Consider the following 26,471-nt stretch of genomic DNA (forward strand, 5'->3'; position numbering starts at 1 on the left):
TGAAACGGGTTTCAGTTTGTCCTAGTCGTGGATTCCCACAGCCTGGGCCGAGAGTTCCGCCAGAGTCTTCATGGACCCGAGGCCTCCCGTACCGGAAGAATCCTGGTGGCAACCATGGCACGCGAAGTCAAGAGTGACCGAGGCTACGCCGCCCTCGTCCACGACCACGAAAGTGGTGCCGCCGTCATCATAGAACATGGCGTCCTTGCCGACCGCATCCGTGTTGATCTGGAAGATGTGCGACATCACATCTCCGTTGTAGTCGTTCTCCTTGACCGCGCTCTTGGCGGCTTCCGGCATATGGCAGTCCGTACACCCGACCGTCCCCGGATAGAGGAGATCGTGTCCCGCGATCGTCACCACTTCCGAGTGGCAATCCTCACAGGTCGTGGTCACGCCCATGCCGAGCGCCTCGTCGTCGAAGACCACGGAGGAGTGCGGGTCGTGACAGTCGTTGCAGCCCGCATATCCCTTGTGCGGCGAATGCAGCCATTCGTCGTACTGCTCGTGGTGCTTGATGAAGCCACTGCTGACCTGGATCTTCTGCGTGGAATGACGCGTGTGACAGCGTCCGCACTGGTCGGACGAGGCATCCACGGTCATCGGGAAGAGTTCCGGGTCGGAGACATGCTGCGAACCGGTGCCGTGGCACTCCTCGCAGTGGACGCCGGGAGCCACGAAGGTTCCGGTCATTCCAGCCATGCCTTCCTGGTTGTTGGTGGCGTCGCCGTCATCGGAGTCCACCCAACCGGTGGTGTGGCACTTGCCGCAGTTGTACGGCTTCTCCTCACCGACATGGTAGTCCGAGTAGGCCCCGCTCTCGAAGTTGTACTGATTGCTGCCGACATCGGTCTGGATGAATCCGTCGTTCTTGACCCAGCGCATCTTCCAGCCGTATCCACCGATCGTGTAGCTGTAGTCGGCCCATGTGCCCGTGGGCGGGTCGACCGGATCGTTGGGATAGCGAGAGAAGGTCGGGAACTTGTCCGTCGGAGCCACACCGTCAATCTTCGTCAGCTTGTACGGATGGCCGGACTCAACCCAGCGATCGTACTCGTCGCTGCCGGTGGCGCGACCTGCCGAAGATGTGTCGGAGTGACACGTTGCGCAGGCTGCCGAGCCCGCGTAGTCCATGGCCGGAACCGGGTCCGGCGTGATGCAATCGTCATCATTGTCTGCACATCCGGCCACGAACGCCGCAACGAGCAGAACCAGAAGACAGGGCAACCAACGATTCAGCATGAAACCACCTCCCCTGAGGCAGATTTTGGGAATACCACCCTGCGGACACCGGGGCCCCGACCCCCACAGGCACAACTCGACACCGAATTGTCGATTACAAGGTCCCCTTCTCCACAAAGAGCGTCAGGGCGTGTTTGTGAGTGAAGGTCACTGAACATGAAGATAATCAGGAAACGGTCCGAACCGCCCTCGGGGACCCGAAACAGGCGACATTTGGGTTTCCTGCTGGTTCCCCGGGGAGTTCCGCGATAGCCTGCGACCCGGGCCGAAGCCTGAGAGTTGGCCGGAGGGAAATCGGGTGAAGACGCGCATTCAGGTCGAAATCGTCCTTGTGGCCGCCTTTCTGGCACTTTGCGGTTGTGGCCGGAAGGAAGCGCCACCGGGGGTTCTCCTGGTGACGATCGACACCTGCCGGGCAGACCGGATTGGCTGCTACGGCTCCACGCTCTGCGAAACCCCGACCCTTGACGGTCTGGCCGGGCGGGGCGTGGCCTATCTGGACGCCACGGCGACCGCACCCGTCACGCTGCCCTCCCACTGCTCCATTCTCACGGGGCTCTATCCGGACAGGCATACCGTGCGCGACAACGGGGCCGGCCGCCTCCCCGGGGAGGCCCGGACGATTCCCGAGATTCTTCGCGACGAGGGCTGGTCCACCGCCGCCTTTCTTGCCGCCGTTCCGCTGGAGAGCCGCTACGGCACCGGGCAGGGCTTCGACCTCTACGAGGACGACCTCGCGGACGACCTTCCGGAGGGGGACATCCTGAACCGGCTCTATTCCGACCAGCGGACCGCGGATCGGGTGGTGGACCTCGCGCTGCCGTGGATGACACAGGCGGCGGCCGGGACAAAGCCGTACTTTGCGTGGGTCCACTTCTTCGACCCGCATCAGGCGTACGAGCCGCCGCCACACATCGCGTCCCGCTATGAGGACGCCCCCTACGAAGGGGAGATCGCGTTCGTGGACGAGCAGCTCGGGCGGCTGCTCGGCGGTCTCGGGGAGGCGGTGAGGTCGAGGCTTCTCGTGGCGGTGACCGCGGATCACGGGGAGTCGCTCGGTGAGCACGAGGAGCCCTCGCACGGCTTCTTCGTCTACGATTCCGCGCTCCGCGTGCCGTGGATCATGGCGGGCCCGGGCGTGCCGGAGGGGGTCCGCGTGGAAGATCCCGTGTCGCTGGTGCAGTTTGCCCCGACGCTTCTGGAACTGGTCGGCGTGCCGGTCCCTTCCGGGCTGGATGGAGGGAGCGCGGCCGGGCTTCTTCGCGGAGACGACGCCGCCCCCGACGCGATCTTCGCGGAGGCGCTCTTTCCCCGGCTCAACTTCGACTGGGAGGGCAGCCGGAGCATTCGGAAGGGCGGCTGGAAGTACATCGATGCGCCGCGGCCGGAACTCTACGACCTGACGGCGGACCCCCACGAGACACGAAATGTGCTGTCCGGGCACCCGGGAGAGGCCCGCGCGCTTCGTGCGGAACTGTGGGAGCATTCGGCGCGCGGGGGGGCGCTCGGTGCGGTCGAGGCCATTGTGGACGAGGCGGCGCGGGAGCAACTGGAGGGGCTGGGGTATGTCGGAGGGGTGGGCGCGTCGTCGGCCCCGGCGGCAGAGGCGGCGTTGTGGACCTTCCGCGGCCCGGACCCGAAGGACGGGGTCACGGTCTTCGCGCTGCTTCAGAAGCTGCCGCAGCTCATTCTTTCGGGGAAGACGGCCGAGGCGAAGGCGGTCGCGGCGGAGATGGATGCGGCCATCCCCGGGGACCTGCCGGTGCTTCGCAAGGTGGCGCAGCTCTGGCGGCGGGCGGAGGCATGGGAGGAGACGGAGGCCGCGTGGCGCAAGGTGGTGGCGCTCGACGCGCGGGATGCCGCGGCCTGGCTCGGAATCGGGGAGGCGGCTCTTCGCACGGGAGACCGCCCGGGCGCGACGGAGGCATATGAACGGGCGGCCGAAGCCAACCCCACGGACGCACGCGCATGGAGGATGGCCGGGAGCCTCCTGGCGGAAACGGGAGATCATGCAGGGGCGGTTGCCGCGCTGGAGCGTGCGGTGGCGGCGGATTCCTCGGCGGAGGCTCTGGCGGACCTCGGTCGTGCGCTGAAGGACGCGGGGCGTGCCCGAGAGGGCCTTGCCGCTTACGACCGGGCGATCTCGGCGGACCCGGGGTTCGCCGGGGCCGTGACCGGGCGGGCATCGATCCTGACGGCGATGGGGCGGCCCGCGGAAGCGGTGGAGACGCTTCGCAGGGGACTTGTCGCGTCCGGCGAAGACGCGGGGATCGCGAACAACCTGGCATGGATTCTCGCGGACCACCGGGCGGTCTTTGACCCGGAGGAAGCCTACCGGCTGGCGCGGCTGGCGGCGTCGAAGGAGCCGGACGACGCGGCCATTCTCGACACGCTGGGGTGGGCGGCCATCCGCTCCGGGCGGCCCACGGAGGCGGTGGAACCGCTGCGCCGCGCCTGGGAGGCCACGCGGGACGCGGAAGTGCGGGCGCATCTGGGGATTGCGCTGGCGGAGTCAGGGCGGGAGGCGGACGGCCGCGCACATGTCCGGGCGGCGCTTGCCGAACGGCCCGATCTGGGGAGCGTGCCGGAGGTGGCCGAGTGGGCACGCTGACGGCGGGCGTCGCGCTCCCGGTCCCGGTGTTGGACCCGCCAGCTTTTACATACCGTGTCCCGCAGAGCATGGAGCGCAGCGTACGCGTGGGATGCCGCGTGGCGGTCCCGTTCGGTGCGGGTCGCACGCTGACGGGCTTTGTCGTTGCCATGAATCCACCGGACCCGCCGGAAGAACTGCGCTCCCTCCATGAACTGGTGGACGATGACCCGCTTCTCGACGGGGAGATGCTCGATCTCGGGAAGTGGATTGCCGAGCGGACGCTTTGCTCCTGGGGCGATGCGCTTCGCGCAATGCTGCCGGGACACACGGCGCCGCGCCGGGAAAAGGTGCTTCGGCTGGGGGCTCCGGTGGCGACCACCCTTTTCGGCACCTCCGAAGAATCCGACCCCGCCGAGCGCGCTCTCGCGGCAGTCGCCGAAGAAGGGGAACTGTCGACGCTCCTGCTCGCAAAGCGGCTTGGGATGCGTGTGGCGGATCTTCGGCCGGTCGTGCAGCAACTCATCCGGTCGAAGCGGATTCTGGCGACCGATCGGGCGGTCTCCCGGGCGTCGTCGGTGCCACGCATCAAGGTGGTGGCGCTGGCCGGAGACGCGGAAGCCGGGGAGGAACTGGCACGCCGCGCTCCCGTGCAGCACCGATGCGTCGAGTTTCTGCGCGAAGCCGGTGGGGACATCCCGCTGCGCGACCTTGCGGAGGCGGTCGCCGGCGCGCGGGGTGCGGTGCGCGCGCTCACGCGGAAGAAACTGGTGCGCGTGCGCCTCGGGGAGTGGGAGACGGAGGACGCCGCCGACTTCGTCACCGTCTCCCGGCATGAACCGAATGCGGAGCAGGCGTCCGCCATTGGCGCGCTTACCGGCGCGCTGGGCTCGCTCACCCATCAGACCTTCCTCCTGCACGGGGTCACCGGCAGCGGCAAGACCGAGGTCTACCTCCGCGCCATGGAAGAGGCGAGGCGCCTCGGCGGCCACTCCATTCTCCTTGTGCCGGAGATCACCCTGACGCCGCAGATGGTGTCATGCGTGCGCGGCCGATTCGGTCGCCGGGCGGCGGTGCTGCATTCGCGACTCACGGATGCGGAGCGCCGACGCACGCGCTTCCGGGCGCGTCGTGGCGATTACGATGTGGTACTCGGGCCGCGCTCGGCGGTGTTCACGCCGCTTCCGAACCTGCGTCTGGTCGTGATCGACGAGGAACACGACGGCGCCTACAAGCAGGAAGACGCACCCCGGTACCACGCCCGCGATGTCGCCATCGAGCGCGCCCGTCGCGCCGGGGCGACCGTCGTGCTGGGAACGGCGACGCCGGATCTCGAAACCTGGCATCGCGCCAGCGGCGGGAAGTTCAGCCTCCTTCGCCTGGGCTCGCGTGTGTCGGCGTTGCCTCTGCCGGAGGTGGAACTCGTGGACCAGCGCGGGGGGCGCGGGGCGTTTTCCGGGGAACTTCTGGAGGCGATCGGCGAACGCCTTGCGCGTCGCGAGCAGACCATTCTCTTTCTGAATCGCCGAGGATTCAGTCCGTTCGTGCAGTGCGTCACCTGCGGGATGGCGGTTCGGTGTGGCGCGTGCGATGTGTCGCTGACCTTCCACAAGTCCGACGGGACGCTTCGCTGTCACTACTGCGATCACGAAGAGCCGCGCCTGGACGCGTGTGCGGCGTGCGGCGCTCGGACGCTGGTGTACCGGGGCGCGGGAACCCAGCGGATCGAAGAGGATCTTCGCGAGCGATTCCCGAAGATGCATCTCGCGCGGCTGGACTCCGATTCCGTGCAGCGGCGCGGCGCCCACGAGGAGATCCTCGGCGCATTCCTGGACGGGAAGGTGGATGTGCTGCTCGGGACGCAGATGGTCGCGAAGGGGCTGGACTTCCCGCGCGTGACGCTGGTCGGCGTGATCAACGCCGATACCGGGCTGCATCTGCCGGACTTCCGCTCCGCGGAGCGCACCTTTCAGTTGCTGGCGCAGGTGGCGGGGCGCGCGGGGCGGAGTGAACTGGGCGGAAAGGTGCTGATCCAGACGCGCTGCCCGGAACACGCGTGCCTTGCGGCGGCGCGCACGCACGACGACGCGGCATTCCGCGAGTCGGAGATGGAGCAGCGGAAGGCGATGGGCTACCCGCCGTTCGCGAAACTGGCGGCGATCCTCGTGCGCGGCCCGAACCTGGGGCGCACCGAGGGCGCGGCCGAAGTCGTGCGCGATCGAATGGCCGTGCGCGTGCAGGAGTGCGCGGAGTGGACGGTTGTGCTGGGTCCGGCGGCCGCCCCGATCGCGCAGGTGCGCGGGAAGCACCGGTTCCACCTGCTGGTCAAGGGTCGCCGCCGGGCGGATGTGCGCCGGGTTGCCCTGGCCGCGCGTGGCGCCATTGCGGGGTACGCGGATGTCGAGGTGCAGGTGGATGTGGACCCGGTGAGCATGCTGTGAGGGGGCGGGTTCCGCGTCTCCCCCCCCACCGGCCCACACCGGGCGGGCAAGTCGTGTGGCACCAAGAGGATCCGACGATCCCTCCCCCTTGCCCGCCTCCGCTCTCCGGGCCCGCCCTTGACGATTGCCGGGGCCGTTGCATAAGGTGCCGCAAGGCTTTTGCATGCGGATTCAGTTCTTCGGGGATTCCATCCCCGCAACGCCAAGGAGCGGTTTTCATGGTCCGGCTCGGCCACGCGGTTCTCGCGTCGATTGTTCTCGTCTCACTTCTTCTTCCCGCGACGGCGCTTGCGGAGTCCGCCCTGGCGAACTGCAAGTACTACACCAAGACGCAAGGAGAATGGGAACAGGCCGTCCCGTATTGCCTGAAGTGCATGGAGGAGGAACCGGAGAATCCGGAGACCTACTACTACGCGGGGTGGGCCCTTCGTGAGGCGGGGCGCTTTGACGAAGCCTGGGAGGCCAACTCATGGCTCCTGGACCGGATCGACGGCAGGGACAAGAAGACGCGGAAGCTTGCGAAGAAGGTGGAGGACCAACTTCAGAACACTTACGCACGGGCGTTCAACGGCGGGATTCAGCTTCTCGAAAAAGAGGACAACGAAGGGGCGATGGCGGCGTTTCTGCATGCGACGAGGGTGTATCCCATCAAGGTGGACGCGTACCTGAACCTCGCGTTTACGCAGGCGCAACTGGGCGAGAAGGCTGCCGCGCTGGAGAGTTACCGGAGCGCGCTTCGCGTGGAGCCGGAGAACCTGGTGGCGCTGGAAAGAACCGCATGGACGCTCGTGGATGCCTGGCGGGAAACTTCGGCTGCCGCTGCGGCCGGAGATTCGACGGCTGCGGTTGCCGCCGTGGCTCAGGAGGCGCGGGACATACTGAAGCGCGTGATTGCGCTGAATCCCGAGAGCGACCGCGCGTATGCCACGCTGGCGGAGATTGAGTTCGACGCCGGGAATCTGACGGACGCACTGGTCGCCATCCGCAAGGCAATCCAAATGGACCGCCAGAATGTTGTCAGTCTCTACAATGTCGCCGTGGGTTTCTATCAGGCGGATCAATACGCGGCTGCTGCGGCGGCGTTTGGTGCCGTCGCGGACGAACTCAAGGGCACCGGAGAGGATCTCTGGTCGGACGCGCTCTACAATCGGGGCATCTGCTTCCTTTACCAGGAGCAGTTTGCGGACTGCGTCCAGTCGCTGCTCCCGCTGGTGGAAGCGAATCGGGAAGTTCAGGACTACTATCGCATTCTTGCCCGTGCGTACTCGAAGATGGGTTTGAAGCAGGAGGCCTCCGAGATGCTCCTCAAGTTCCAGGAACTGGAACAGGCGAAGGAACAGGAACAGGAACTGGAACTGGACCAGGCGAAGGAGTAGCATGGCGCGCCCGCGCCCCGCACGGATCCTCCGGGACGCGGACCCCGCGCACCTGACCGGGGCGAGAGTCGGGGTTTTCGGCTTCGGGAATCAGGGCCGGGCCCAGGCGGAGTGCCTGCGGGACTCCGGTGTGGCGGTGCGCGTGCTCCCCCGCGCCGGCGGGCCGTCTGAAGCGGCGGTGACCGAGGCGGGCTTCCCGGTGCTTCGCGCCACGGATCTGGGCGAATGCGACATTCTCGCCGTACTCGTCCCGGACGAAGTCCAGGCCGAACTCCTGAACGGCCCCATTCGCTCCCACGCCGCTCCGGGCACACTGCTCCTTTTCGCGCACGGATTCACGCTGCGGGAACACCCCCGCCTCCTTCGCGAAGACCTCGACGCCGCGCTCGTATGTCCGCTGGGACCGGGGTCGCTGCTTCGAGAGCGTTTTCTGGAAGGGGGAGGACTCGCGGGGCTTTTTGCGGCGGTACAGGACTTCACGGGGACTGCTGAGGCGCGTGCCCTGGCGTATGCCGCCGCCATCGGGTTGACGCGGGCGGGGCTCATTGAGACGACGCTGGAGGAGGAGGTCGTGAGCGATCTCTTCGCCGAGCAGGCGGTGCTGGTCGGCGGCGCGGTGGAACTGATGCGCGCGGCGTGGGAGACGCTGGTGGAGGCGGGAGTCTCCGGCGAAGTGGCGTACTACAGCTGCGTGGAGGAGTTGCGGCAGATTCTCGAACTCGTCTCGCGCGACGGCCCGGCAGGAATGCGAAGCGCCATCAGCACCACGGCCCGCTACGGAGGGCTGACGCGCGGTCCGCGGATCGTCGGGGAGGATGCCCGCGCGGAGATGCGTGCCGCACTGGAGGAGATCCGCACCGGCTCCTTTGCCGCGGAATGGAAGCAGGAGCAGGAGTCCGGGGGGGGGCGCCTGGAGGACCTTACCCGGCGAGAGAGGGAGCACCCCATGGAGGCGGCCGGACGACGGGTTCGCGCGGAACTGGGTCCCGCGGGAGACGCCGACCGTGACGACCCCGCAGAGGTTGACACGGGGCACCCCGAAATCTAGTATAGCTGCCGATTCGGTGGGATCTGAAGCTGCCCGTCGGGGGCGACCGACCGGAACCCGCCCACTCCCGTTTGTTCACACCTTCCCCGGCCCGGAGCACCTTCCGGAAATCACCCTCGCGAGTTCTGTGATCACGGGACTCCCCACACCCCACCAGAGAGCGAAGATCATGCCCCGCACAAAAAAACCCCCCGCGGATTCTCGAAAAGCCCGGCTGAACCTGGCGGACATGAAGACCAAGACGATGGCCGAACTGGTTGAGGCGGCCAACGAACTGGACATCCCGGGGACTTCCGGACTGCGCAAGCAGGAGCTGATCTTCAAGATCCTGGAGGCGCAGACCGAGAAGTCCGGCCTGATTTTCGCCGAAGGCGTGCTGGAGATTCTGAATGAGGGCTACGGGTTCCTCCGATCGCCGGACTACAGCTACCTCCCGGGACCGGACGACATTTATGTCTCCCCTTCGCAGATCAAACGCTTCGATCTGCTGACGGGCGACACCATCTCCGGACAGGTTCGCGCCCCGAAAGAGAGCGAGCGGTACTTCGCGCTTCTAAAGGTCGAGGCCATCAACTTCGAGAATCCGGAGGCCGCACGCCACCGCACACTCTTCGACAATCTGACGCCGCTCTACCCGGATGAAAGAGTGGCTCTGGAGCATGACTCAGAGGACATTTGCACGCGGATCATGGATCTGCTCTCCCCGATCGGGAAGGGCCAGCGAGGGTTGATTGTCGCGCCGCCCCGTACCGGGAAGACGGTGTTGCTCCAGAAGATCGCGAATGCCGTTTCCGCGAACCATCCGGAAGTACACCTCATCGTGCTGCTCATTGATGAACGGCCGGAAGAGGTCACGGACATGCAGCGCAGCGTCCGCGGCGAGGTCATCAGTTCCACCTTTGATGAACCGGCCACGCGCCATGTGCAGGTGGCGGACATGGTCATTGAGAAGGCGCGTCGGCTTGTAGAGTACAAGAAGGATGTCGTGATTCTCCTCGACTCCATCACGCGACTGGCGCGTGCGCACAACACGGTGATTCCGCATTCGGGCAAGATCCTCTCCGGCGGAGTGGACGCAAACGCACTCCAGCGCCCGAAGCGTTTCTTCGGCGCGGCGCGGAATATCGAGAATGGCGGCAGCCTGACGATCATTGCCACCGCGCTGATCGAGACGGGATCGCGCATGGACGAAGTGATCTTCGAGGAGTTCAAGGGAACCGGGAACATGGAACTGGTGCTGGAGCGAAAACTCGCGGATCGGCGGATCTGGCCCGCGATTGACCTTCAGCGTTCCGGAACCCGGAAGGAAGAACTACTGCTCGACGAGACGGAGATGAACCGCACATGGATTCTCCGCAAGTACCTCAACGAACTGAATGTCGTGGAGGCGATGGAGTTCCTGGTTGAGCGGTTCGGCCAGTACCCGAACAACAAGAAGTTCATGGAGAGCATGACAACCGGGAGTTGACGATATTGCGGCCCGCGCCGAACGGGCGGGCGGAACATCATCCAAGGCCGGACGGCGCGACGCGGCGTCCCAACCCGAGGGAGTTTACGATGAAGGCAGAAGTTCATCCGGAATACCAGGAGTGTGAGGTCCGCTGCGTCTGCGGAAACACATTCAAGACCCGATCGACCGTCGGCGATGTTCAGGTGGACATCTGCTCTGCGTGCCACCCCTTCTTCACTGGCAAGCAGAAACTGATTGATACCGCAGGTCGCGTGGATCGTTACCGGAAGCGTTTTGCCAAGTACGAGGCCGGCAAGAAGGATGCGCCTGCCGCGGACACTCCCACTGCCGACGCGCCTGCCGCGGACGCATCGCCGGAGACCCCGGCTTCGGGCGAGTAGATGCCCAGGGCACCACAGTCGCTCGTTGGGGGACAGGCGGTCATCGAAGGCGTCATGATGCGCGCCCCCCGGGGGGTGGCGACGGCTGTGCGTCGCCCCGACGGTGGAATCTCCGTGCGATATCGGGACCATGAGCCACTGACGCGGCGTTTCCGTCTTCTCCGTCTCCCCGTTCTGCGGGGGGCCGTGACGCTGGTGGAGTCGTTGATCATCGGGACGGGTTCGCTCATGTACAGCGCGGAGGAGGCGTCGCGCGAAGAGGGTCAGGCCGCGAAGAAGACCAGCCCGTGGGAGAAACTTCTCTTCGGTGTGGTCATGGTGTTCTCCTTCGCGCTGGGCCTGGGTCTTTTCTTCTATGTTCCGCTCATTCTCACGGACCTGACCGGCGTTCGCGGCAGCATCCCCTACAATCTCGTCGATGGGGTGTTCCGCTTGGTTATTTTCTTCGCGTACCTCTTCCTCATTACGCGTTGGGGAGAGATGCGTCGCGTGTTCCAGTATCATGGGGCGGAACACATGACGATCTTCAACTATGAAGCCGAAGTTCCCATCTCCGTGGAAAACGCACGCACCCGATCGCGCCTCCATCCGCGATGCGGCACCAGCTTTCTCTTCTTTGTGATGATTGTGTCGATTCTCGTGTTCTCGGTTCTCGGGCGACCGGAGGGCGTCGCCGAGCGACTCGCGCGGATCGCGTGGGTGCCGGTGATCGCCGGGATCTCGTACGAGGTGATTCGGCTCTCCGCGCGTTTCCGTGAGACCTTTGCGGGAAGAGCGCTCGCTGCGCCCGGCATGGGCCTCCAACTCCTGACCACCGCGCCTCCGGACGACACCCAACTGGAAGTTGCGGTCGTGGCGCTTCGGGCCGCACTGGCCGGAGGGCGGCCCACCGACGAAGGCGATGCAGGCGGCCCCGCATGAACGAGCGGGCGCGGCAGGGACTCGCCCGGTTCCGCGAGTTGGAGGAAATGCTCGCGGATCCGTCCGTGACTTCCAACATCGACAGACTGCGCGAGATCGGCAAGGAACGCGCGGATCTGGAGGAACTGGCGCAGGCCGCTGCCGAGTGGGAGCGCATGGATGCGGCCCTCACCGAGGCGCGCGAAGTGGCCCACAGTGGCGACGAGGACCTCACCGAACTCGCGGCGGCGGAGATTGAGGAACTGGAGCCGAAGCTCACCGAACTTGCGGCACGGCTCAAGATTCTGTCTGTCCCCAAGGATCCGGACGATTCCCGAAACGCCATCGTGGAGGTCCGTGCAGGGACCGGAGGCGATGAGGCGGCGCTCTTTGCGGGCGAGGTCTTTCGGATGTACCAGCGCTTTGCGGACCGCCGAAAGTGGAAGACGGAAGTGCTGGAGGTCAACGAGACGGAACTTGGCGGCGTCAAGGAGGCCACCTTCTCGCTGCAGGGGGACGGCGCGTTCGGCGTGATGCGCTACGAGAGCGGAGTTCACCGCGTGCAGCGGGTCCCCGCGACGGAGACAAGCGGCCGGATCCACACTTCGGCGGTCTCGGTGGCGGTTCTTCCCGAAGCGGCGGAAGTGGATGTGAGCATCAACCCCAACGATCTTCGGATCGATGTCTTCCGTTCCCAGGGGCCGGGTGGCCAGAGCGTGAACACGACCGACTCCGCGGTGCGGATCACGCATGAACCCACCGGACTGGTCGTGACTTGTCAGGACGAGAAGAGCCAGCACAAGAACAAGGCGAAGGCGCTTCGAGTGCTTCGATCGCGGCTGCTGGACCAGGAGCGGGAGGCGGCCGCCAGCGAACGCGCCGAGGCCCGGCGCAGCCAGATTGGTTCGGGCGACCGGTCGGAGAAGATCCGGACCTACAACTTTCCCCAGAACCGTGTCACAGACCACCGGATCGGCCTCTCCCTGCACAGTATCGACGCGGTGATGGCGGGAGAGTTCGATGAACTGGTGGATGCCGTGCGCCAGCAGGTCGTGGCGGAGATTCTGGGAGGCGACTGATCGACCACAATCACCCCAAAACGGGTGATCCCAGCCGGGTCACCTGAAAACAGGACAAATGGACCCACTACTCACACAAATCCTTTGACGACAAATGGGGGATTGCGGACACTCCCCATCCGAGATATACGCGCGATATGCGGTCAGGCTTGAGAGCATCGGCGGCGGCACTGCCCGATGTGTTTGGATTCTAGGAAGAGAGGGGAAACCATGACCAGTTCCCGAGTCGGGATTCGACTCCTTCTCGCGGGTGCTATGGCGCTTGCGGTTGCAGTCGCGCCCCCCTCCCGGGCCCAGACTGAGGCGGACGGAGAGAAGGTATTCAAGACCGTGTGCTTCGCCTGCCACACCATCGGCGGGGGTCGTCTGGTGGGGCCGGACCTTGCGGGCGTGCAGGACCGGCATTCCGCGGAGTGGCTGCGTTCCTTCATTCGCTCGTCGCAGAAAATGGTCGACGAGGGAGACGCCAAGGCCGTCGCTCTCTTTGACGAGTACAAGATCCCCATGCCGGACAACGCGCTGGACGATGCCGCCATCGATGGCGTGATTGCGTACATCGCGCAGGCAGCCGGTGGGTCGGGAGATGCCGAACCGGCCGCCCCGCCCCCTCCGGCCAGGGCAGCCACGGAGGCGGATGTGGAGCTCGGGCGTCGGCTCTTTCAGGGAACGACCCGACTGGCCGGAGGCGGCCCCGCGTGCAACTCCTGCCACCATGTCCAGAACGACGCGGTCATCGGCGGCGGTACGCTTGCGAAGGATCTCACCACCGTCTTCACGCGCATGGGAACACCCGGTGTCGAGGCCATCCTCGGCAGCCCGCCGTTTCCCGTCATGAAGACCGCATACTCCGGCCGCCCGCTGGAGGCGGACGAGGTATTCGCGTTGAGCGCGTTTCTGGAGGTCGTCGACGGCCAGAGCATGGACCAGCCTTCGCGGGACTACGGGTTCCGCCTGCTCTACTCCGGCATCGGGGGTGCCGGATTGCTCTTCGGGCTGTACGGGCTGCTCGGAATGAGACGCAAGCGGGGTTCGATGAATCAGGAACTTTTTGATCGCCAGGTTCGGTCGCAGTAGGCGCACGCGCCGCGACCCTCAATCGCCAGTGGACGAGGAAGCCAATGAGCTGGATCAAGGACATTGTCTCTCCGGAGACACGCAAGTGGGAATCGTTCTACCGAAACCGCTTTCAGCATGACCGGGTGGTTCGCAGCACACATGGCGTGAACTGTACGGGCGGGTGCTCGTGGCAGGTCCATGTGAAGGACGGGATCGTCGTCTGGGAAACCCAGCAACTGGACTATCCGCTGCTCGAAGGGGAGCTTCCGCCGTACGAGCCACGCGGATGCCAGCGCGGCATTTCCTTCTCCTGGTATCTCTACAGCCCGCTCCGCATCAAGTATCCGCTGATTCGCGGGTCGCTGGTGGACGCTTTCCGCGCGGAGAAGGCGAAGACCGGAGATCCGTACGCCGCATGGGAGAATCTGCAGGCGGACGAATCGGCGCGCGGCCGATACACGCGGGCTCGCGGCAAGGGCGGCTTCCGGCGCACTTCGTGGGAAGAGGTCGAGGAGATCATGGCGGTCGCCAACCTCCACACCGCGAAGAAGTACGGCCCGGACCGGGTGATAGGCTTCTCCCCGATTCCAGCCATGTCCATGTTGAGCTACGCGGCGGGCGGGCGCTTCCTGCAGTTGTTCGGCGGCGTCAACCTGAGCTTCTACGACTGGTACTGCGATCTCCCGACAGCTTTCCCCGAGATCTGGGGAGAGCAGACGGATGTCTGCGAGAGCGCGGACTGGTACAACTCCAAGATGATTGCGGACATGGGCGCGTGTCTCAACATGACGCGTACTCCGGACTGCCACTTCTTCGCGGAGTCGCGGCACAACGGCACGAAGGCGGTTGTGTTCGCGCCGGACTTCAGCCAGGTGTGCAAGTACGCGGACCAGTGGGTTCCGCTGCACGCCGGTAGCGACGGCGCGTTCTGGATGGCGGTCTCGCATGTCATCCTGAAGGAGTTCCACCACGACCAGGCGACACCCTACTTCCTCGACTATGTGAAGAAGTACACAGACAGCCCGTATCTGGTGAAGCTGGAGAAGGACGGGGACCACTACAAGCCCGGCCGCCTTCTCCGCGCGAAGGAAGTGGCGAACTTCCGGGACATCTCCAACGGAGACTGGAAGTTCCTCAACATCGATGCGAAGACGGGCGCGTTCGTCGTTCCGAAGGGCGCCAGCGGGCATCGGTGGGACGCGGACCAGGGACACTGGAACATGAAGGCGGAGAACTCCGCCGACAACGCACCCTACGATCCGCTCCTGTCGTTCATTGACGGCTCCGACGAAGTGCTTCAGGCGGAGTTCGTGGAGTTCGGGAAGGATGTCACCGCGCTTCGCGGCGTCCCCGTGAAGTATGTGGAGACGGAGTCGGGCCGTGTGGCCGTGACGACGGTATATGACCTGACGATGGCGCAGTACGGCGTCGGTCGAGGACTGGACGGCGACTACCCGGCGGACTATACGGACCAGACCGCGGCCTATACGCCCGCCTGGCAGGAGGTCTTCACCGGCGTCGACTCCAAGACGGTGGTTCAGTTTGCGCGGGAGTGGGCTTCGACCGCGTCGCAGACTCAGGGCAAGTGCATGATCATCATCGGCGCGGGCATCAACCACTGGTACCACGCGAACCTGATGTACCGCGCGGGCGCCATGGCACTGATGCTGTCCGGTTGCGTCGGCCGCAACGGCGGCGGGTTGAACCACTATGTCGGGCAGGAGAAGCTGGCGCCGATGGATTCGTGGGGCTCCATTGCCTTCGCCAAGGACTGGCACGCTCCGTCACGCCTCCAGCAGGCCCCGCTGTGGCACTACATCAACACCTGCCAGTACCGGTACGACGGCCAGTTCTCCAAGTACAACACCGTGCCCGACAACGACTGGACGGGGCGGCACACGGCAGACCAGATCTTCCGCGCGGTACGAATGGGATGGATGCCGTTCTATCCGCAGTTCCAGCGGAACACGCTGGACCTTTGCCGCGAGGCCGCGGACAGCGGATGCGGCACAGACGAGGAAATCAAGGGCTTCGTCATCGACCAGCTCAAGTCGAAGAAACTGGCGTACTCCGTCAGCGACCCGGAAGCACCGGAGAACTTCCCGCGTGTGTGGTACATCTGGCGCGGCAACGCCATCATGGGAAGCATGAAGGGTCATGAGTACTGTTTGAAGCACTACCTCGGCACGCACTCCAATGCCATTGCCAAGGATTCGGAAGACCACACACAGGAAGTCAAGTGGCACGAGGTGGCGCCGACCGGGAAGATGGACCTGATCGTGGACCTGAACTTCCGGATGGACTCGTCTGCGCTCTATTCGGACATCGTGCTGCCGGCGGCGTCCTGGTACGAGAAGGCGGACCTGAACAGCACGGACCTTCACTCGTTCATTCACCCGCTGTCGCAGGCCATCCCGCCGGTGTGGGAGTCGAAGAGCGACTGGGAGATCTTCCGCAACCTCGCGAAGAAGACCAGCGAACTGGCCGCGAAGTATCTGCCGGGTGCGCACAAAGATGTGGTGGCACTTCCGCTGGCCCACGATTCCGCAGACGAAATCAGCCAGCCGGAAGTTCGGGACTGGTACCTCGGCGAATGCGAGGCCGTTCCCGGCAAGACGATGCACAAACTGGCGGTCGTGGAGCGGGATTACACAAAACTGTACGAGCGCTTCATCTCCCTCGGGGAGAAGATCCGGGACAATGGTCTGGGAGCGCACGGGAACAGCTACGACGCCACCCCCGAGTACGACGAGATGGTGTCCTCGAACCACTTCCCGGTGGAGCAGGTGGACGGGGTCGCGCTGCCGTCGCTGAAGGAAGACACATCCGCAGCGAACGCCGTGCTTCATCTATCTTCGCTCACGAACGGAGAGTTGACCGTTCGGGCGTATGAGAACGCGGAGAAGCGAACCGGGCTGACGCTGGCCGACCTGGCGCACGGGAGTCAGGATGTCCGAATCAACTATGCGGACCTGCAGGCGCAACCGCGTCGATACAACACTTCGCCATTGTGGTCCGGCCTCATGAACGACGGCCGTGCGTACGCAGCCTACACCTACAATGTGGAAAGGCTCGTGCCGTGGCGGACGCTCACCGGTCGCCAGCACTTCTACCTGGACCACGAGATGTACCTGGCATACGGCGAGAATCTTCCGACCTACAAGCCTTCTCCCAAGCCGGAACTCTACGGCGATCTCAAGGAGACGCTCGAAGGCGGCGAGGCCAAGGTTCTCAACTGCCTTACCCCGCACGGCAAGTGGCACATCCACTCCACCTACATGGAGAACCTCCGGATGCTCACGCTGTCACGCGGGTGCGAGCCATGCTGGATCAGCGAGGAAGACGCGGCAGACCTCGACATTCAGGACAACGACTGGGTGGAGGTCTACAACGATCACGGAGTCTTCTGCACACGCGCGGCGGTTACGGCGCGTGTGCCTCGCGGAGTGTGCATCGTCTACCATGTTCCGGAGCGGACCGTGGGAATCCCGAAGTCGCAGGTGCGCGGGAACAAACGCGCCGGAGGCCATAACAGCTTCACCCGGATCCACCTGAAGCCGAACTTCCTGAGCGGCGGATACGGACAGTTCACCTACCACTTCAACTACTGGGGCCCCATCGCCCCGAACCGCGACACGCATGTCACGGTCAAGAAAATGACAAAGGTCGTGTTTTAGTGCGTCACGGTAACGGAAGACAGGGGTAAGGAAATCATGGATATCAGATCCCAGGTGGCGATGGTCTTCCACCTCGACAAGTGCATCGGATGCCATACCTGTTCGGTTGCGTGCAAGAACATCTGGACCGACCGAAAAGGCGCCGAATACATGTGGTGGAACAATGTAGAGACCAAGCCCGGCACGGGCTATCCGGGCAAGTGGGAAGACCAGGACATCTACGAAGGCGGCTGGCGGAAGAACGGGTCCAGCATCGGACTTCGCGGCGCGGGAAAGAAGAAGGGCCTTGCGAACATCTTCCACAATCCGCACCTGCCGGTCATTGACGACTATTACGAACCATTCACCTACAAGTACCTGAACCTCATCGAGTCGCCCGAATCGGACGACCAGCCCACGGCGCGTCCTGTTTCCCTGATTACCGGCGAACCGATGGACATTCGCATGGGACCCAACTGGGACGACGACATGGGGGGCACGCCTGATCACGGGCGGAAGGATCCGAATCTGGAGAACCTGACTCCCGCGGAGCAGGAAGCCATGTTCCAGTTGGAGCGCATGGCGTTCTTCTACCTCCCGAGGATCTGCAACCACTGTCTCAACCCGGCGTGCGTGGCGTCGTGCCCGTCCGGTGCTATCTACAAGCGCGGCGAAGACGGAGTGGTTCTGATCAACCAGGATGTCTGCCGGGGTTGGCGGATGTGCGTCACGGCGTGCCCGTACAAGAAGTCGTACTACAACTGGCAGACCGGCAAGTCCGAGAAGTGCATTCTCTGCTTCCCCCGGATTGAGTCGGGACACGCGCCCGCCTGCATGCACTCGTGTGTCGGGCGGATCCGCTATCTGGGCGTTCTGCTCTACGACGCGGATCGTATCGAGGAAGTGGCCTCCTGCGACGAGAAGGACCTGGTGGATCGCCAGATGGACATGATCATGGATCCGACAGATCCGGCGGTCATCGCGTCGGCTCGTGCGAACGGGATTGCGGACTCCACGCTGGACGCGGCGGCGAAGTCGCCGGTTTACCGCTTTGTGAAAGAGTGGAACCTCGCGCTGCCACTCCACCCGGAGTTCCGGACGCTGCCCATGTTGTTCTATGTGCCGCCCCTTCTTCCCGTGATGGCATCGGTGCGCGACCGCTCGGAAGCGGGCGACGAACTCAACCCCATGTCGAAGGTCTGGGAAGACCAGTGGCTATACGACACTTCCACGGAGGAGTTGTGGGGGTCCATTGAGCAGGCACGCATCCCCATGAAGTACATGGCCAACCTCTTCAGCGCGGGCGACGAAGGCAAGGTCCGCGAACGCATCCAGAAGATGATGGCGATGCGGATTCACCGGCGTCAAGTGACGGTGGGTGATGTGAGCGAAGACAAGGCCAATGCGGCACTTTGCGCGGCCGACCTCACGACCGACAGCGCGGATGCCATCTACAAACTCACCTCCCTGGCGAAGTTCAACGACCGCTTTGTGATTCCGGCGGCACATCGCGAGCAGGCCATCGAGATGCTCGAGTTCACCGGCGACAAGCGCGGCAGCACGGGGTTTGGTTCGCACGACACCCCGGCTCGTGGGATCTAGCGTGGACCGATCCCACTACGCGGTCCTTGCGGACCTGTTCGCGTATCCCCACGCGGAGTTCGAAGAGAAGATCGAGCGCGTGCAGGCTATGCTCGACGACCGCTTTCCGGACGCGGCGGAAGAGCTGCGCCCGTTTACGGATGTGGTCCCGAAACTGCCACTTCATGAGGCGGAGGAGTTGTTTACGCGCTCGTTCGATGTCCAGTCGCTGACCACGCTGGATGCCGGATATGTCCTCTTTGGAGACGACTACAAGCGCGGGGAGCTTCTCGCCAACCTGAACGGTGAGCACCGCCGGGCCGGGCTGGATTGCGGAACGGAACTCGGAGACCACATGCCCAACCTCCTCCGGTTGATTGCAAAGATGGAGGACCAGGAACTCATGCGGGAACTGGTGGAAGAGATCCTCTACCCCGCACTCAGGCAGATGATTGCCGAGTTCGATCCGGAACGCGTGACCAAGAGGGACGCGCTCTATCGGAAGCACCACAAGACGCTGATTGAGACCCGCGAGAATGACGCACTGATATACGGTCGCACGCTCAAGACGCTCCGTTGCGTGCTGCACCACGACTTCGAACTGAAGGTCCGGCCGACGACGCCGGCCACCCACGACTTCCTGCGTTCGGTCGGGTCGGAAATGGCCCTCGAGCGCAATGCGTAGAGGACGGGAGGAATCATGAACAGCCTGAACGGGTTCCTGTTTATCGGGCTCCCCTACCTGACGATGGCCCTGTTTCTGGCAGGCACCATCTTTCGATATCGACAGACAGGGTTTCGTGTCTCGTCGTTGTCGTCGCAGTTTCTGGAGGGGCAGCGTCTCTTCTGGGGGTCGGTGCCGTTCCACTGGGGAATCCTCGCGCTCTTTGTGGGGCACCTCTGGGCGTTCTTCCTGCCGGAGCAGATGCTTCTGTGGAACAGCCACCCGGTTCGACTCCTTGCACTGGAAGTCACCGGCGCCGCGTTTGGACTGAGCGTGCTGTTCGGGTTGGTGTTCTTGCTGGTTCGGCGCCTCGGGAATCCCCGGGTGCGCATGGTGACGAACCGCATGGATCTCACGATCGAGATTCTCCTGATTGCCCAGGTCATTCTGGGCTGCTGGACGGCCATTGGGTATCGCTGGGGCTCGTCGTGGTTTGCGGCGGACCTCACGCCCTACCTGCGGTCGTTGTTCCTGCTTCGGCCGGACATCAGCGCGGTGGTTGAATTGCCGCTTATCGTGAAGCTGCACATGATTGGGGCCTTCCTCATTACGGGACTGTTTCCCTTCACGCGCCTCGTTCACCTTCTTGTGGCGCCGTTCCACTACATCTGGCGCCCGTACCAGCGAGTGATCTGGAACTGGGATCGGAAGACCATCCGAGATCCTGCGGGAGCATGGAGCAGGACCCGCCCGCGGAACAACTAACTGCGGGCGCCTCCCCGCCTGGAGTGGCCCGTAGTTCCATCTCCGGTAACCCGACACAAGGAGTTCAGGCTAATGCCAGCGAACATCGACAAATGGGATGTCGAAAACGAAGAGTTCTGGGCGAGCACAGGTAAGAGTGTTGCGACCAGAAACCTGTGGATCTCGATCCCGAGTCTGCTGTGCGGTTTTGCCGTCTGGCTCATGTGGGGGATCATTACGGTCCAGATGAAAAACCTCGGGTTCCCGTTTGCACAGACGGAACTCTTCACACTCACGGCCATCGCGGGGCTCACGGGTGCGACGCTTCGCATTCCCAGCACCTTCTTTATCCGCCTGGCGGGCGGACGAAACACCATCTTCTTCACCACCGCGCTCCTGATGATTCCGGCGCTCGGTTCCGCCCACTTCCTGAAGAACCCGGACACCCCGCTCTGGGTATTCCAGATTCTGGCGTTTCTGTCCGGAATCGGCGGTGGGAACTTTGCGTCTTCCATGTCCAACATCAGTTTCTTCTACCCGAAGCGCGTGCAGGGCTACGCGCTGGGCATGAACGCCGGGCTCGGGAACTTCGGTGTGACGACCATGCAGATTCTGATTCCGCTCTGCATGACGGCCGCCATTGTCGGGCCGCTGAGTGGTCCCTCGATGGAACTGGCCACGACCAGCGGCACCATCTTCAAGCGCATTCCGGCAGGGTCGCAGACATGGCTCTCCAGCGCGGGTTGGGTGTGGATGTACTGGCTGATTCCACTGGCATTCCTTGGCTGGACACGGATGAACAACATCACCACCGATTCCGTCACGCCGGGCTTGAAAAACCCACTGGTCTCGTTTGGCCGGATCGCCTGGCTGCTTCTGATCGGGTTTGTGACGGCAGGTGTGGGTCTGTTCTTCATTCTTCAGTACGCGGCCCTCACATGGGTCAAGTGGATCGTGCTGCCCGCCGTGATTGGGGCGACGGTCGTCCTGATGAAGGCACTCTCGCCCGGCGAAATCAAAGGCAACCTGGACAGGCAGTACAAGATCTTCGGCAACAAGCATACCTGGGTGATGACCATCATTTACACGATGACCTTTGGTTCGTTCATCGGGTTCTCCGCGGCCGTGGGGCTGGCCATCAAGTTCATCTTCGGCTTTCAGCACGGCATGGTGGATGGCGTCATGGTGCACGGCGGCATGGTGGACGGAGTGTTGTCCGCAGCCGGGAACAACGCGAAGGCTCCGCCCACCTTTATGTTTGTCTGGGTGGGTGCGTTTGTGGGTGCGCTGATTCGCCCAATCGGAGGAATGATTGCGGACAAGGTCGGTGGCGCCATTGTGACACAGGTGGTCGCCGTGGTGATGACGCTCTCCGCGATCGGCGTGGGCTACTACTCATCCCTTGCGTATCAATCGATGACGCCGGAGACCTACTTCATTCCGTTCTTTGTGCTGATTGTCATTCTGTTTGCCGCGACGGGCGTCGGAAACGGCTCCACATTCCGCACGATCTCCATGGTGTTCAACCAGGAACAAGCCGGACCGGTTCTCGGATGGACTTCCGCAGTCGCCGCGTACGGCGCTTTCCTGATTCCAAAACTGATCGGCGAGCAGATGAAGGCAGCCACCCCGGAAGTCGCCATGTACGGACTGGCCGTCTTCTACGCGTTCTGCGCAGTCCTGAACTGGTGGTACTACCTCGGTCCGAAGGCGGAGCACAAGAACCCGTAGGAGCGGGTCGTCGCTTCGCCCCCACCCCTGGAGGAAATGCGGATCATGCAGGTTCAGAACAAAGCGACATCCATTGACCTGTTCAGCCTGAAGACACCGCAGATGCGGACGTTCCATATGACATGGTTCGCCTTCTTCCTGTGCTTCTTCGCGTGGTTCGGGATTGCCCCGCTGATGGCGGTAGTTCGCGGCGAACTGGGGCTGACCAAGGCGCAGATCGGAAACACGATCATCGCGTCGGTGGCCATTACCATCGTCGCGCGACTGTTCATCGGCTGGCTCTGCGACCGGATTGGTCCCCGATTGAGCTACACCTACCTGCTGCTCATCGCGTCGCTCCCCGTCATGGGGATCGGCCTGTCGAACGGGTACACCTCGTTCCTGCTCTTCCGGTTGGGAATCGGGACGATCGGCGCGGCGTTTGTGATCACGCAGTACCACACCTCGGTGATGTTCGCGCCGAACTGCGTGGGAACGGCCAACGCCACTTCGGCCGGTTGGGGAAACCTCGGTGGCGGCGTGACCCAGATGGTGATGCCGCTGGTCTTCTCTGGCTTTCTCGCACTCGGATTTTTGGAACCGTCGGCGTGGCGCCTGTCGATGGTGGCGGCCGGGTTGGTCTGTTTTCTCGCCGGGTTGGCGTACTACTTCTTCACCACGGACCTTCCGGACGGAAACTTCAAGGACCTTCGCGCTCAGGGCAAGATGCCCACAGTGGAGAAGACAAAGGGCGCGTTTTGGGTGGCGGCGCGGGACCATCGCGTGTGGGCGCTCTTTCTGATCTACGGGGCGTGTTTCGGGATCGAACTGACGATCAACAACATTGCGGCCATCTACTACATGGACTACTTCTCGCTGGGCCTGAAGACTGCGGGGTTGGTCGCGGGACTTTTTGGGTTGATGAACATCTTCGCAAGAACGATGGGGGGGTTCATCAGCGACCACTTCGTCGCAAAGGGCGGCCTTCACGGACGGGTCAAGTGGCTCTTCATAGCCCTTTTGATCGAGGGAATCGCACTGGTGTTCTTCTCGCGGATGACGGCGATCGCGCTGGCCATCCCGATGATGATCGTCTTCAGCCTTTTTGTGCAGATGTCCGAGGGCGCGACCTACTCGATCGTCCCGTTCATCAACAAGAAGGCGCTCGGGGCTGTTGCGGGAATCGTCGGGGCTGGCGGAAACATGGGTGCCGTGAGTGCCGGGTTTCTGCTTCGCGCCGAGGCCATCTCCTACCCGCAGGCACTCCTGATACTGGGAGGACTGGTCGCGGTCTGCTCCTTCGCGACATTTGCCGTGCGCTTTCGCCCGGAGGAAGAGGCGGAGGCGGCACGGGAGTTTGAGGTGGCGCAGGAGGCCCAGCGCATCGCGAAGGCGGGCCGGGCCACGATTCACGACCTCATCCCCGGGATTCGCCATGTGCGCCCAATGGACGCGCTTCGGATTTACCTGGGGATCGCGCTTGTGATCAAGGGCGTCTACTTCATCATGCACATGTCGGAACTGGAAGGGATGCTCGGCAGCAACCTCGGACAGGGCGAGATCATGATTGCGTGGTCGGTGGTCTTTGCGCATGTGATCGGCGGGGCTGCGCTGGCACTTGGGTTCGTCACACGCGTGGCCGCCGCCGCAAACGCGGTGATCCTGGTGGGAGCGGCCATCGTCGGCGGCGTGGCTGCGGGCACCGCCGGAGAGTTGGTCGTCACGAGCACGAGTTTCCAGTTCACGCTCTTCGTTCTGTTCAGTCTGGTACTTCTCGTCTGGCGCGGATCGGGTCCGTTCTCGGTGGACCATCTTCTCCGCATCGATGTGGACAAGGAGCCCGAGATTTTCTAGGGTTCGCGATGCAGGGGGGCGGCACGCCGTCCCCCGCGTCGTCCGCAGGCGTGTCCGGTGATGACGAGAAGGAACTCCATGAAGACAGGTGGAACCGTTTCCCTTCGGGACCTGGTCTCGGAGGCGGAGGTTATTCTGCGTTCGGGCAACTGCTCGTGCAGTGAAGACCCCCGCCGGGAAGCCACCACATTGCTGGAGGCGGCAGTTGGCGCAACACGCGTCGATATTCTCGTCCGGCCGGACTTGACCGCCGACGCGGAAGGCGTGGCGCGATACATGGAGATGATCGACCGCCGGTCCAAGGGAGTGCCCCTGCAGTTGTTGGTCGGGAAGACCGGGTTTCACGACATCGTCCTTCGCGTGGAACGCGGAGTGTTCATCCCGCGCCCTGAGACGGAAGTGCTGGTAGAACTGGCCCTCGGCGCGATCCGGGAGCGCCTGTCCTCCAGCACGGAACCCATTCGCGTTCTGGACCTGTGCACGGGAACCGGCGCCGTCGCCATTGCCGTGGCCGCCAGCGTCCGGGACTCCACGGACAGTCGCGTCTCTATCCACGCCGGAGATCTGAACTCTCGAGCGGTTCGTCTGGCACGAACCAACGCACAGGAATCAGAAGTGGCGGATCTGGTGGAAGTGCGCCGCTCGGATCTCTTCTCCGCGTTCAAGGACCTCCTCGGGACCGTGGATGTGCTGACAGCGAACCCGCCATACATCGACCCAAAGGAGAGGGACACACTCCCCCCGGAAGTGAAAAACGCAGACCCGAAGGAAGCGCTCTTCGACCCTGCGGGAGGTACGGGGTTTCACCAGAGGATCGCGGAACAGGCGCGGGAGTTTCTGCAGCCCGGCGGATGGCTTCTTTTTGAAATCGGCGAGGCACAGGGGCCGGAAGTGCGCGACCAGTTGGAGATGCTGGGCTTTGTGGACGCGGAAGTGCTGCCGGACTTCGCAGAGCGGAACCGGATTGTGCGCGCCCGGTGGATGGGTCAGGAGTAGATCCGGCGGACTGATTCGTTCGTCGGGAAGGGAGCGGGACGCTGGACGCCATGGTCGTGCAGGGAAACGGTCCTCTGCGGGGCCGCGTTTCCGTCAGCGGGTCGAAGAACGCCGCGCTTCCCGTGCTGGCCGCGTCGCTTCTCTTCGACAAGCCCTCCGTGGTGGACCGCGTTCCCGATCTCCGCGACATCGACACGCTGCGCAGCGTTCTGACCACACTTGGCGCACGCTCCTCCCACGAGAACGGCACGGTCACGATGGATGCGTCGCACCTCACATCTTGCGAGGCGCCGTACGAACTGGTGCGCACCATGCGAGCGTCCGTCTATGTGCTGGGCCCACTTCTTGCGCGGATGGGCCGGGCGCGGGTTTCGCTGCCGGGCGGCTGCGCGTGGGGTCCAAGGCCGGTGGATCTCCATGTGCAGGCCATGCAGAAGCTCGGCGCGAAGGTGGAGATTGAGCACGGGTACATCGTGGCCGAGGCACCATCGGGCGGGCTTCGCGGCGCGGAGATACACTTCCCCATTTCCAGCGTGGGCGCGACCTGCAATGCGCTCCTGGCCGCCGTCCTTGCGAGCGGACAGACCGTGCTCGGAAACGCTGCCGCGGAACCGGAGGTGGTGGCACTGGCGGACTATCTGGTCGCGTGCGGTGCGAAGATCTCGGGCGCGGGCACCAAGACGATTACCGTGGACGGCGTGTCGCAAATGACGCCGACGCGCTGGGCCGTGATCCCGGACCGGATCGAGGCGGGGACCTTTCTTGCGGCGGCGGCCATCACTGGCGGGGATATCACGCTGGATGAGTGTCGTGCGGACCACATGGACGCCGTGCTGGAGAAACTGCGCGAGATGGGCGCCGCGGTGGAGGTGGACGCGACGACCGTACGCTGCCATGCGCCGGACGCTCTGGGCGGCGTTCATGTGCTGACCGCAGTCTATCCCGGCTTCCCGACGGATATGCAGGCGCAGATGATCGCGCTGGCGTGCATGGGGTGCGAGACCTCAGTGATTTCGGACACGATCTACACGGATCGCTTCACCCATGTGCCGGAACTGAGGCGCCTGGGCGCGGACATTCGCCTGGATGGCAACACGGCGGTCGTACACCCGGCGGACATGCTCCAGGGTGCCCATGTCATGGCGACGGACCTTCGCGCCTCCGCCGCGCTCATCATTGCGGGACTCGTGGCGAAGGGGAAGACAACGATCCACCGCGTCTACCACCTCGACCGGGGCTACGAACGCATCGAGGAAAAGCTCCGTGCTGTGGGCGCGGACATCCACCGCATTTCGGAATAACCCCGCGCGTCAGCGAACGCGCACGAGCTTTCCGGTCGCGGGTCCGAGGTCTGTTTCCATCCGGTAGAAGTACACACCGGCGGCGACCGGTCGCCCGGTGTGATCGCGCCCGTCCCAGCGAACCGTGTGAGTCCCCGCAGAGACGGGCCCGTCCAGCAGCGTGCGGACCCACCGCCCCGCGGAGTTGTGAATGCGAAGGCTGGCGCGGGAGCCGCCCTCCGGGAGAGAGAAGCGAATGTTCGTCTCGTGCCGGAAGGGGTTCGGGAAACCGGGACCTCCGGCGATCTGCACGGACGGGTGCGTCAGCGACTCCACGGCGGTCGCGGCGAAGAGGCCGGCAATCTCCGTGGCGTCCAGGGCGCGGTTGTGAATGCGGACATCG

The 26,471-nt window shown here is 64.0% G+C and carries 19 protein-coding genes and 1 pseudogene; 18 read left to right on the forward strand and 2 right to left on the reverse strand.

Going from position 1 to position 26,471, the window contains the following annotated elements:
* Window positions 1-21: 21 nt before the first annotated feature.
* Window positions 22-1,242 carry a cytochrome c3 family protein gene (locus QF819_08245; protein MDP6803149.1) on the reverse strand — a complete coding sequence of 407 codons (1,221 nt, stop codon included), beginning with the start codon at window positions 1,240-1,242 and terminating at the stop codon, window positions 22-24.
* Window positions 1,243-1,540: 298 nt separating this feature from the next.
* Here QF819_08245 and QF819_08250 point away from each other — a divergent pair, with 298 nt between their 5' ends.
* From QF819_08250 to murA, 18 genes and pseudogenes are all read left to right on the forward strand, one after another.
* Window positions 1,541-3,853: a sulfatase-like hydrolase/transferase gene (locus QF819_08250; GenBank protein ID MDP6803150.1), complete on the forward strand. Its 2,313-nt coding sequence runs from the start codon at window positions 1,541-1,543 to the stop codon at window positions 3,851-3,853.
* Window positions 3,841-6,273 carry a primosomal protein N' gene (gene priA, locus QF819_08255; protein MDP6803151.1) on the forward strand — a complete coding sequence of 811 codons (2,433 nt, stop codon included), beginning with the start codon at window positions 3,841-3,843 and terminating at the stop codon, window positions 6,271-6,273. The genes QF819_08250 and priA overlap by 13 nt, the downstream gene beginning before the upstream one ends.
* 218 nt (window positions 6,274-6,491) lie before the next feature.
* Window positions 6,492-7,649, forward strand: coding sequence for a tetratricopeptide repeat protein (locus QF819_08260; protein ID MDP6803152.1), 1,158 nt, complete (start codon window positions 6,492-6,494; stop codon window positions 7,647-7,649).
* A gap of 1 nt (window position 7,650) precedes the next feature.
* On the forward strand, window positions 7,651-8,697 hold the full coding sequence (gene ilvC, locus QF819_08265) for a ketol-acid reductoisomerase (protein ID MDP6803153.1): 1,047 nt from the start codon (window positions 7,651-7,653) through the stop codon (window positions 8,695-8,697).
* 214 nt (window positions 8,698-8,911) lie between these two features.
* Window positions 8,912-10,165, forward strand: coding sequence for a transcription termination factor Rho (rho, locus tag QF819_08270; GenBank protein ID MDP6803154.1), 1,254 nt, complete (start codon window positions 8,912-8,914; stop codon window positions 10,163-10,165).
* Window positions 10,166-10,254: 89 nt separating this feature from the next.
* Window positions 10,255-10,548 (forward strand): 50S ribosomal protein L31, encoded by a 294-nt coding sequence (rpmE, locus tag QF819_08275; GenBank protein ID MDP6803155.1) that lies wholly within the window; start codon window positions 10,255-10,257, stop codon window positions 10,546-10,548.
* Window positions 10,549-11,469 carry a DUF1385 domain-containing protein gene (locus QF819_08280; GenBank protein MDP6803156.1) on the forward strand — a complete coding sequence of 307 codons (921 nt, stop codon included), beginning with the start codon at window positions 10,549-10,551 and terminating at the stop codon, window positions 11,467-11,469. It begins immediately after the preceding gene.
* A complete protein-coding gene (gene prfA / locus QF819_08285) occupies window positions 11,466-12,527 on the forward strand; it encodes a peptide chain release factor 1 (protein MDP6803157.1) in 1,062 nt (353 codons plus the stop codon). The genes QF819_08280 and prfA overlap by 4 nt, the downstream gene beginning before the upstream one ends.
* A 210-nt stretch (window positions 12,528-12,737) precedes the next feature.
* Window positions 12,738-13,601: a cytochrome c gene (locus QF819_08290; GenBank protein ID MDP6803158.1), complete on the forward strand. Its 864-nt coding sequence runs from the start codon at window positions 12,738-12,740 to the stop codon at window positions 13,599-13,601.
* 44 nt (window positions 13,602-13,645) lie between these two features.
* Window positions 13,646-17,260, forward strand: a complete 3,615-nt coding sequence (locus tag QF819_08295; GenBank protein ID MDP6803159.1) for a nitrate reductase subunit alpha — start codon at window positions 13,646-13,648, stop codon at window positions 17,258-17,260.
* A gap of 36 nt (window positions 17,261-17,296) precedes the next feature.
* The gene (gene narH / locus QF819_08300) at window positions 17,297-18,841 is read left to right on the forward strand and encodes a nitrate reductase subunit beta (GenBank protein MDP6803160.1); all 1,545 of its coding nucleotides are present in this window, start codon (window positions 17,297-17,299) and stop codon (window positions 18,839-18,841) included.
* Window position 18,842: 1 nt separating this feature from the next.
* On the forward strand, window positions 18,843-19,505 hold the full coding sequence (locus QF819_08305; protein MDP6803161.1) for a hypothetical protein: 663 nt from the start codon (window positions 18,843-18,845) through the stop codon (window positions 19,503-19,505).
* Window positions 19,506-19,520: 15 nt separating this feature from the next.
* The gene (gene narI / locus QF819_08310; GenBank protein ID MDP6803162.1) at window positions 19,521-20,249 is read left to right on the forward strand and encodes a respiratory nitrate reductase subunit gamma; all 729 of its coding nucleotides are present in this window, start codon (window positions 19,521-19,523) and stop codon (window positions 20,247-20,249) included.
* A gap of 72 nt (window positions 20,250-20,321) precedes the next feature.
* Complete coding sequence (locus tag QF819_08315) at window positions 20,322-21,959, forward strand: antiporter (GenBank protein MDP6803163.1); 1,638 nt, start codon at window positions 20,322-20,324, stop codon at window positions 21,957-21,959.
* 45 nt (window positions 21,960-22,004) lie between these two features.
* Window positions 22,005-23,282: pseudogene (locus QF819_08320) on the forward strand (MFS transporter).
* Between the two features lie 102 nt (window positions 23,283-23,384).
* Window positions 23,385-23,792, forward strand: a complete 408-nt coding sequence (locus tag QF819_08325; GenBank protein MDP6803164.1) for a DoxX family protein — start codon at window positions 23,385-23,387, stop codon at window positions 23,790-23,792.
* Window positions 23,793-23,870: 78 nt separating this feature from the next.
* Window positions 23,871-24,788, forward strand: coding sequence for a peptide chain release factor N(5)-glutamine methyltransferase (gene prmC, locus QF819_08330; protein MDP6803165.1), 918 nt, complete (start codon window positions 23,871-23,873; stop codon window positions 24,786-24,788).
* A 41-nt stretch (window positions 24,789-24,829) separates the two neighbouring features.
* Window positions 24,830-26,089: a UDP-N-acetylglucosamine 1-carboxyvinyltransferase gene (murA, locus tag QF819_08335; GenBank protein ID MDP6803166.1), complete on the forward strand. Its 1,260-nt coding sequence runs from the start codon at window positions 24,830-24,832 to the stop codon at window positions 26,087-26,089.
* A 9-nt stretch (window positions 26,090-26,098) separates the two neighbouring features.
* Here the strand turns inward: murA and QF819_08340 are convergent.
* Window positions 26,099-26,471, reverse strand: a 373-nt coding sequence (locus QF819_08340) for a FlgD immunoglobulin-like domain containing protein (GenBank protein ID MDP6803167.1), incomplete at its 5' end; no start/stop codon positions are given.

It is taken from the genome of Gemmatimonadota bacterium (genome assembly GCA_030747075.1).
GTDB lineage: Bacteria > ARS69 > ARS69 > ARS69 > ARS69 > ARS69.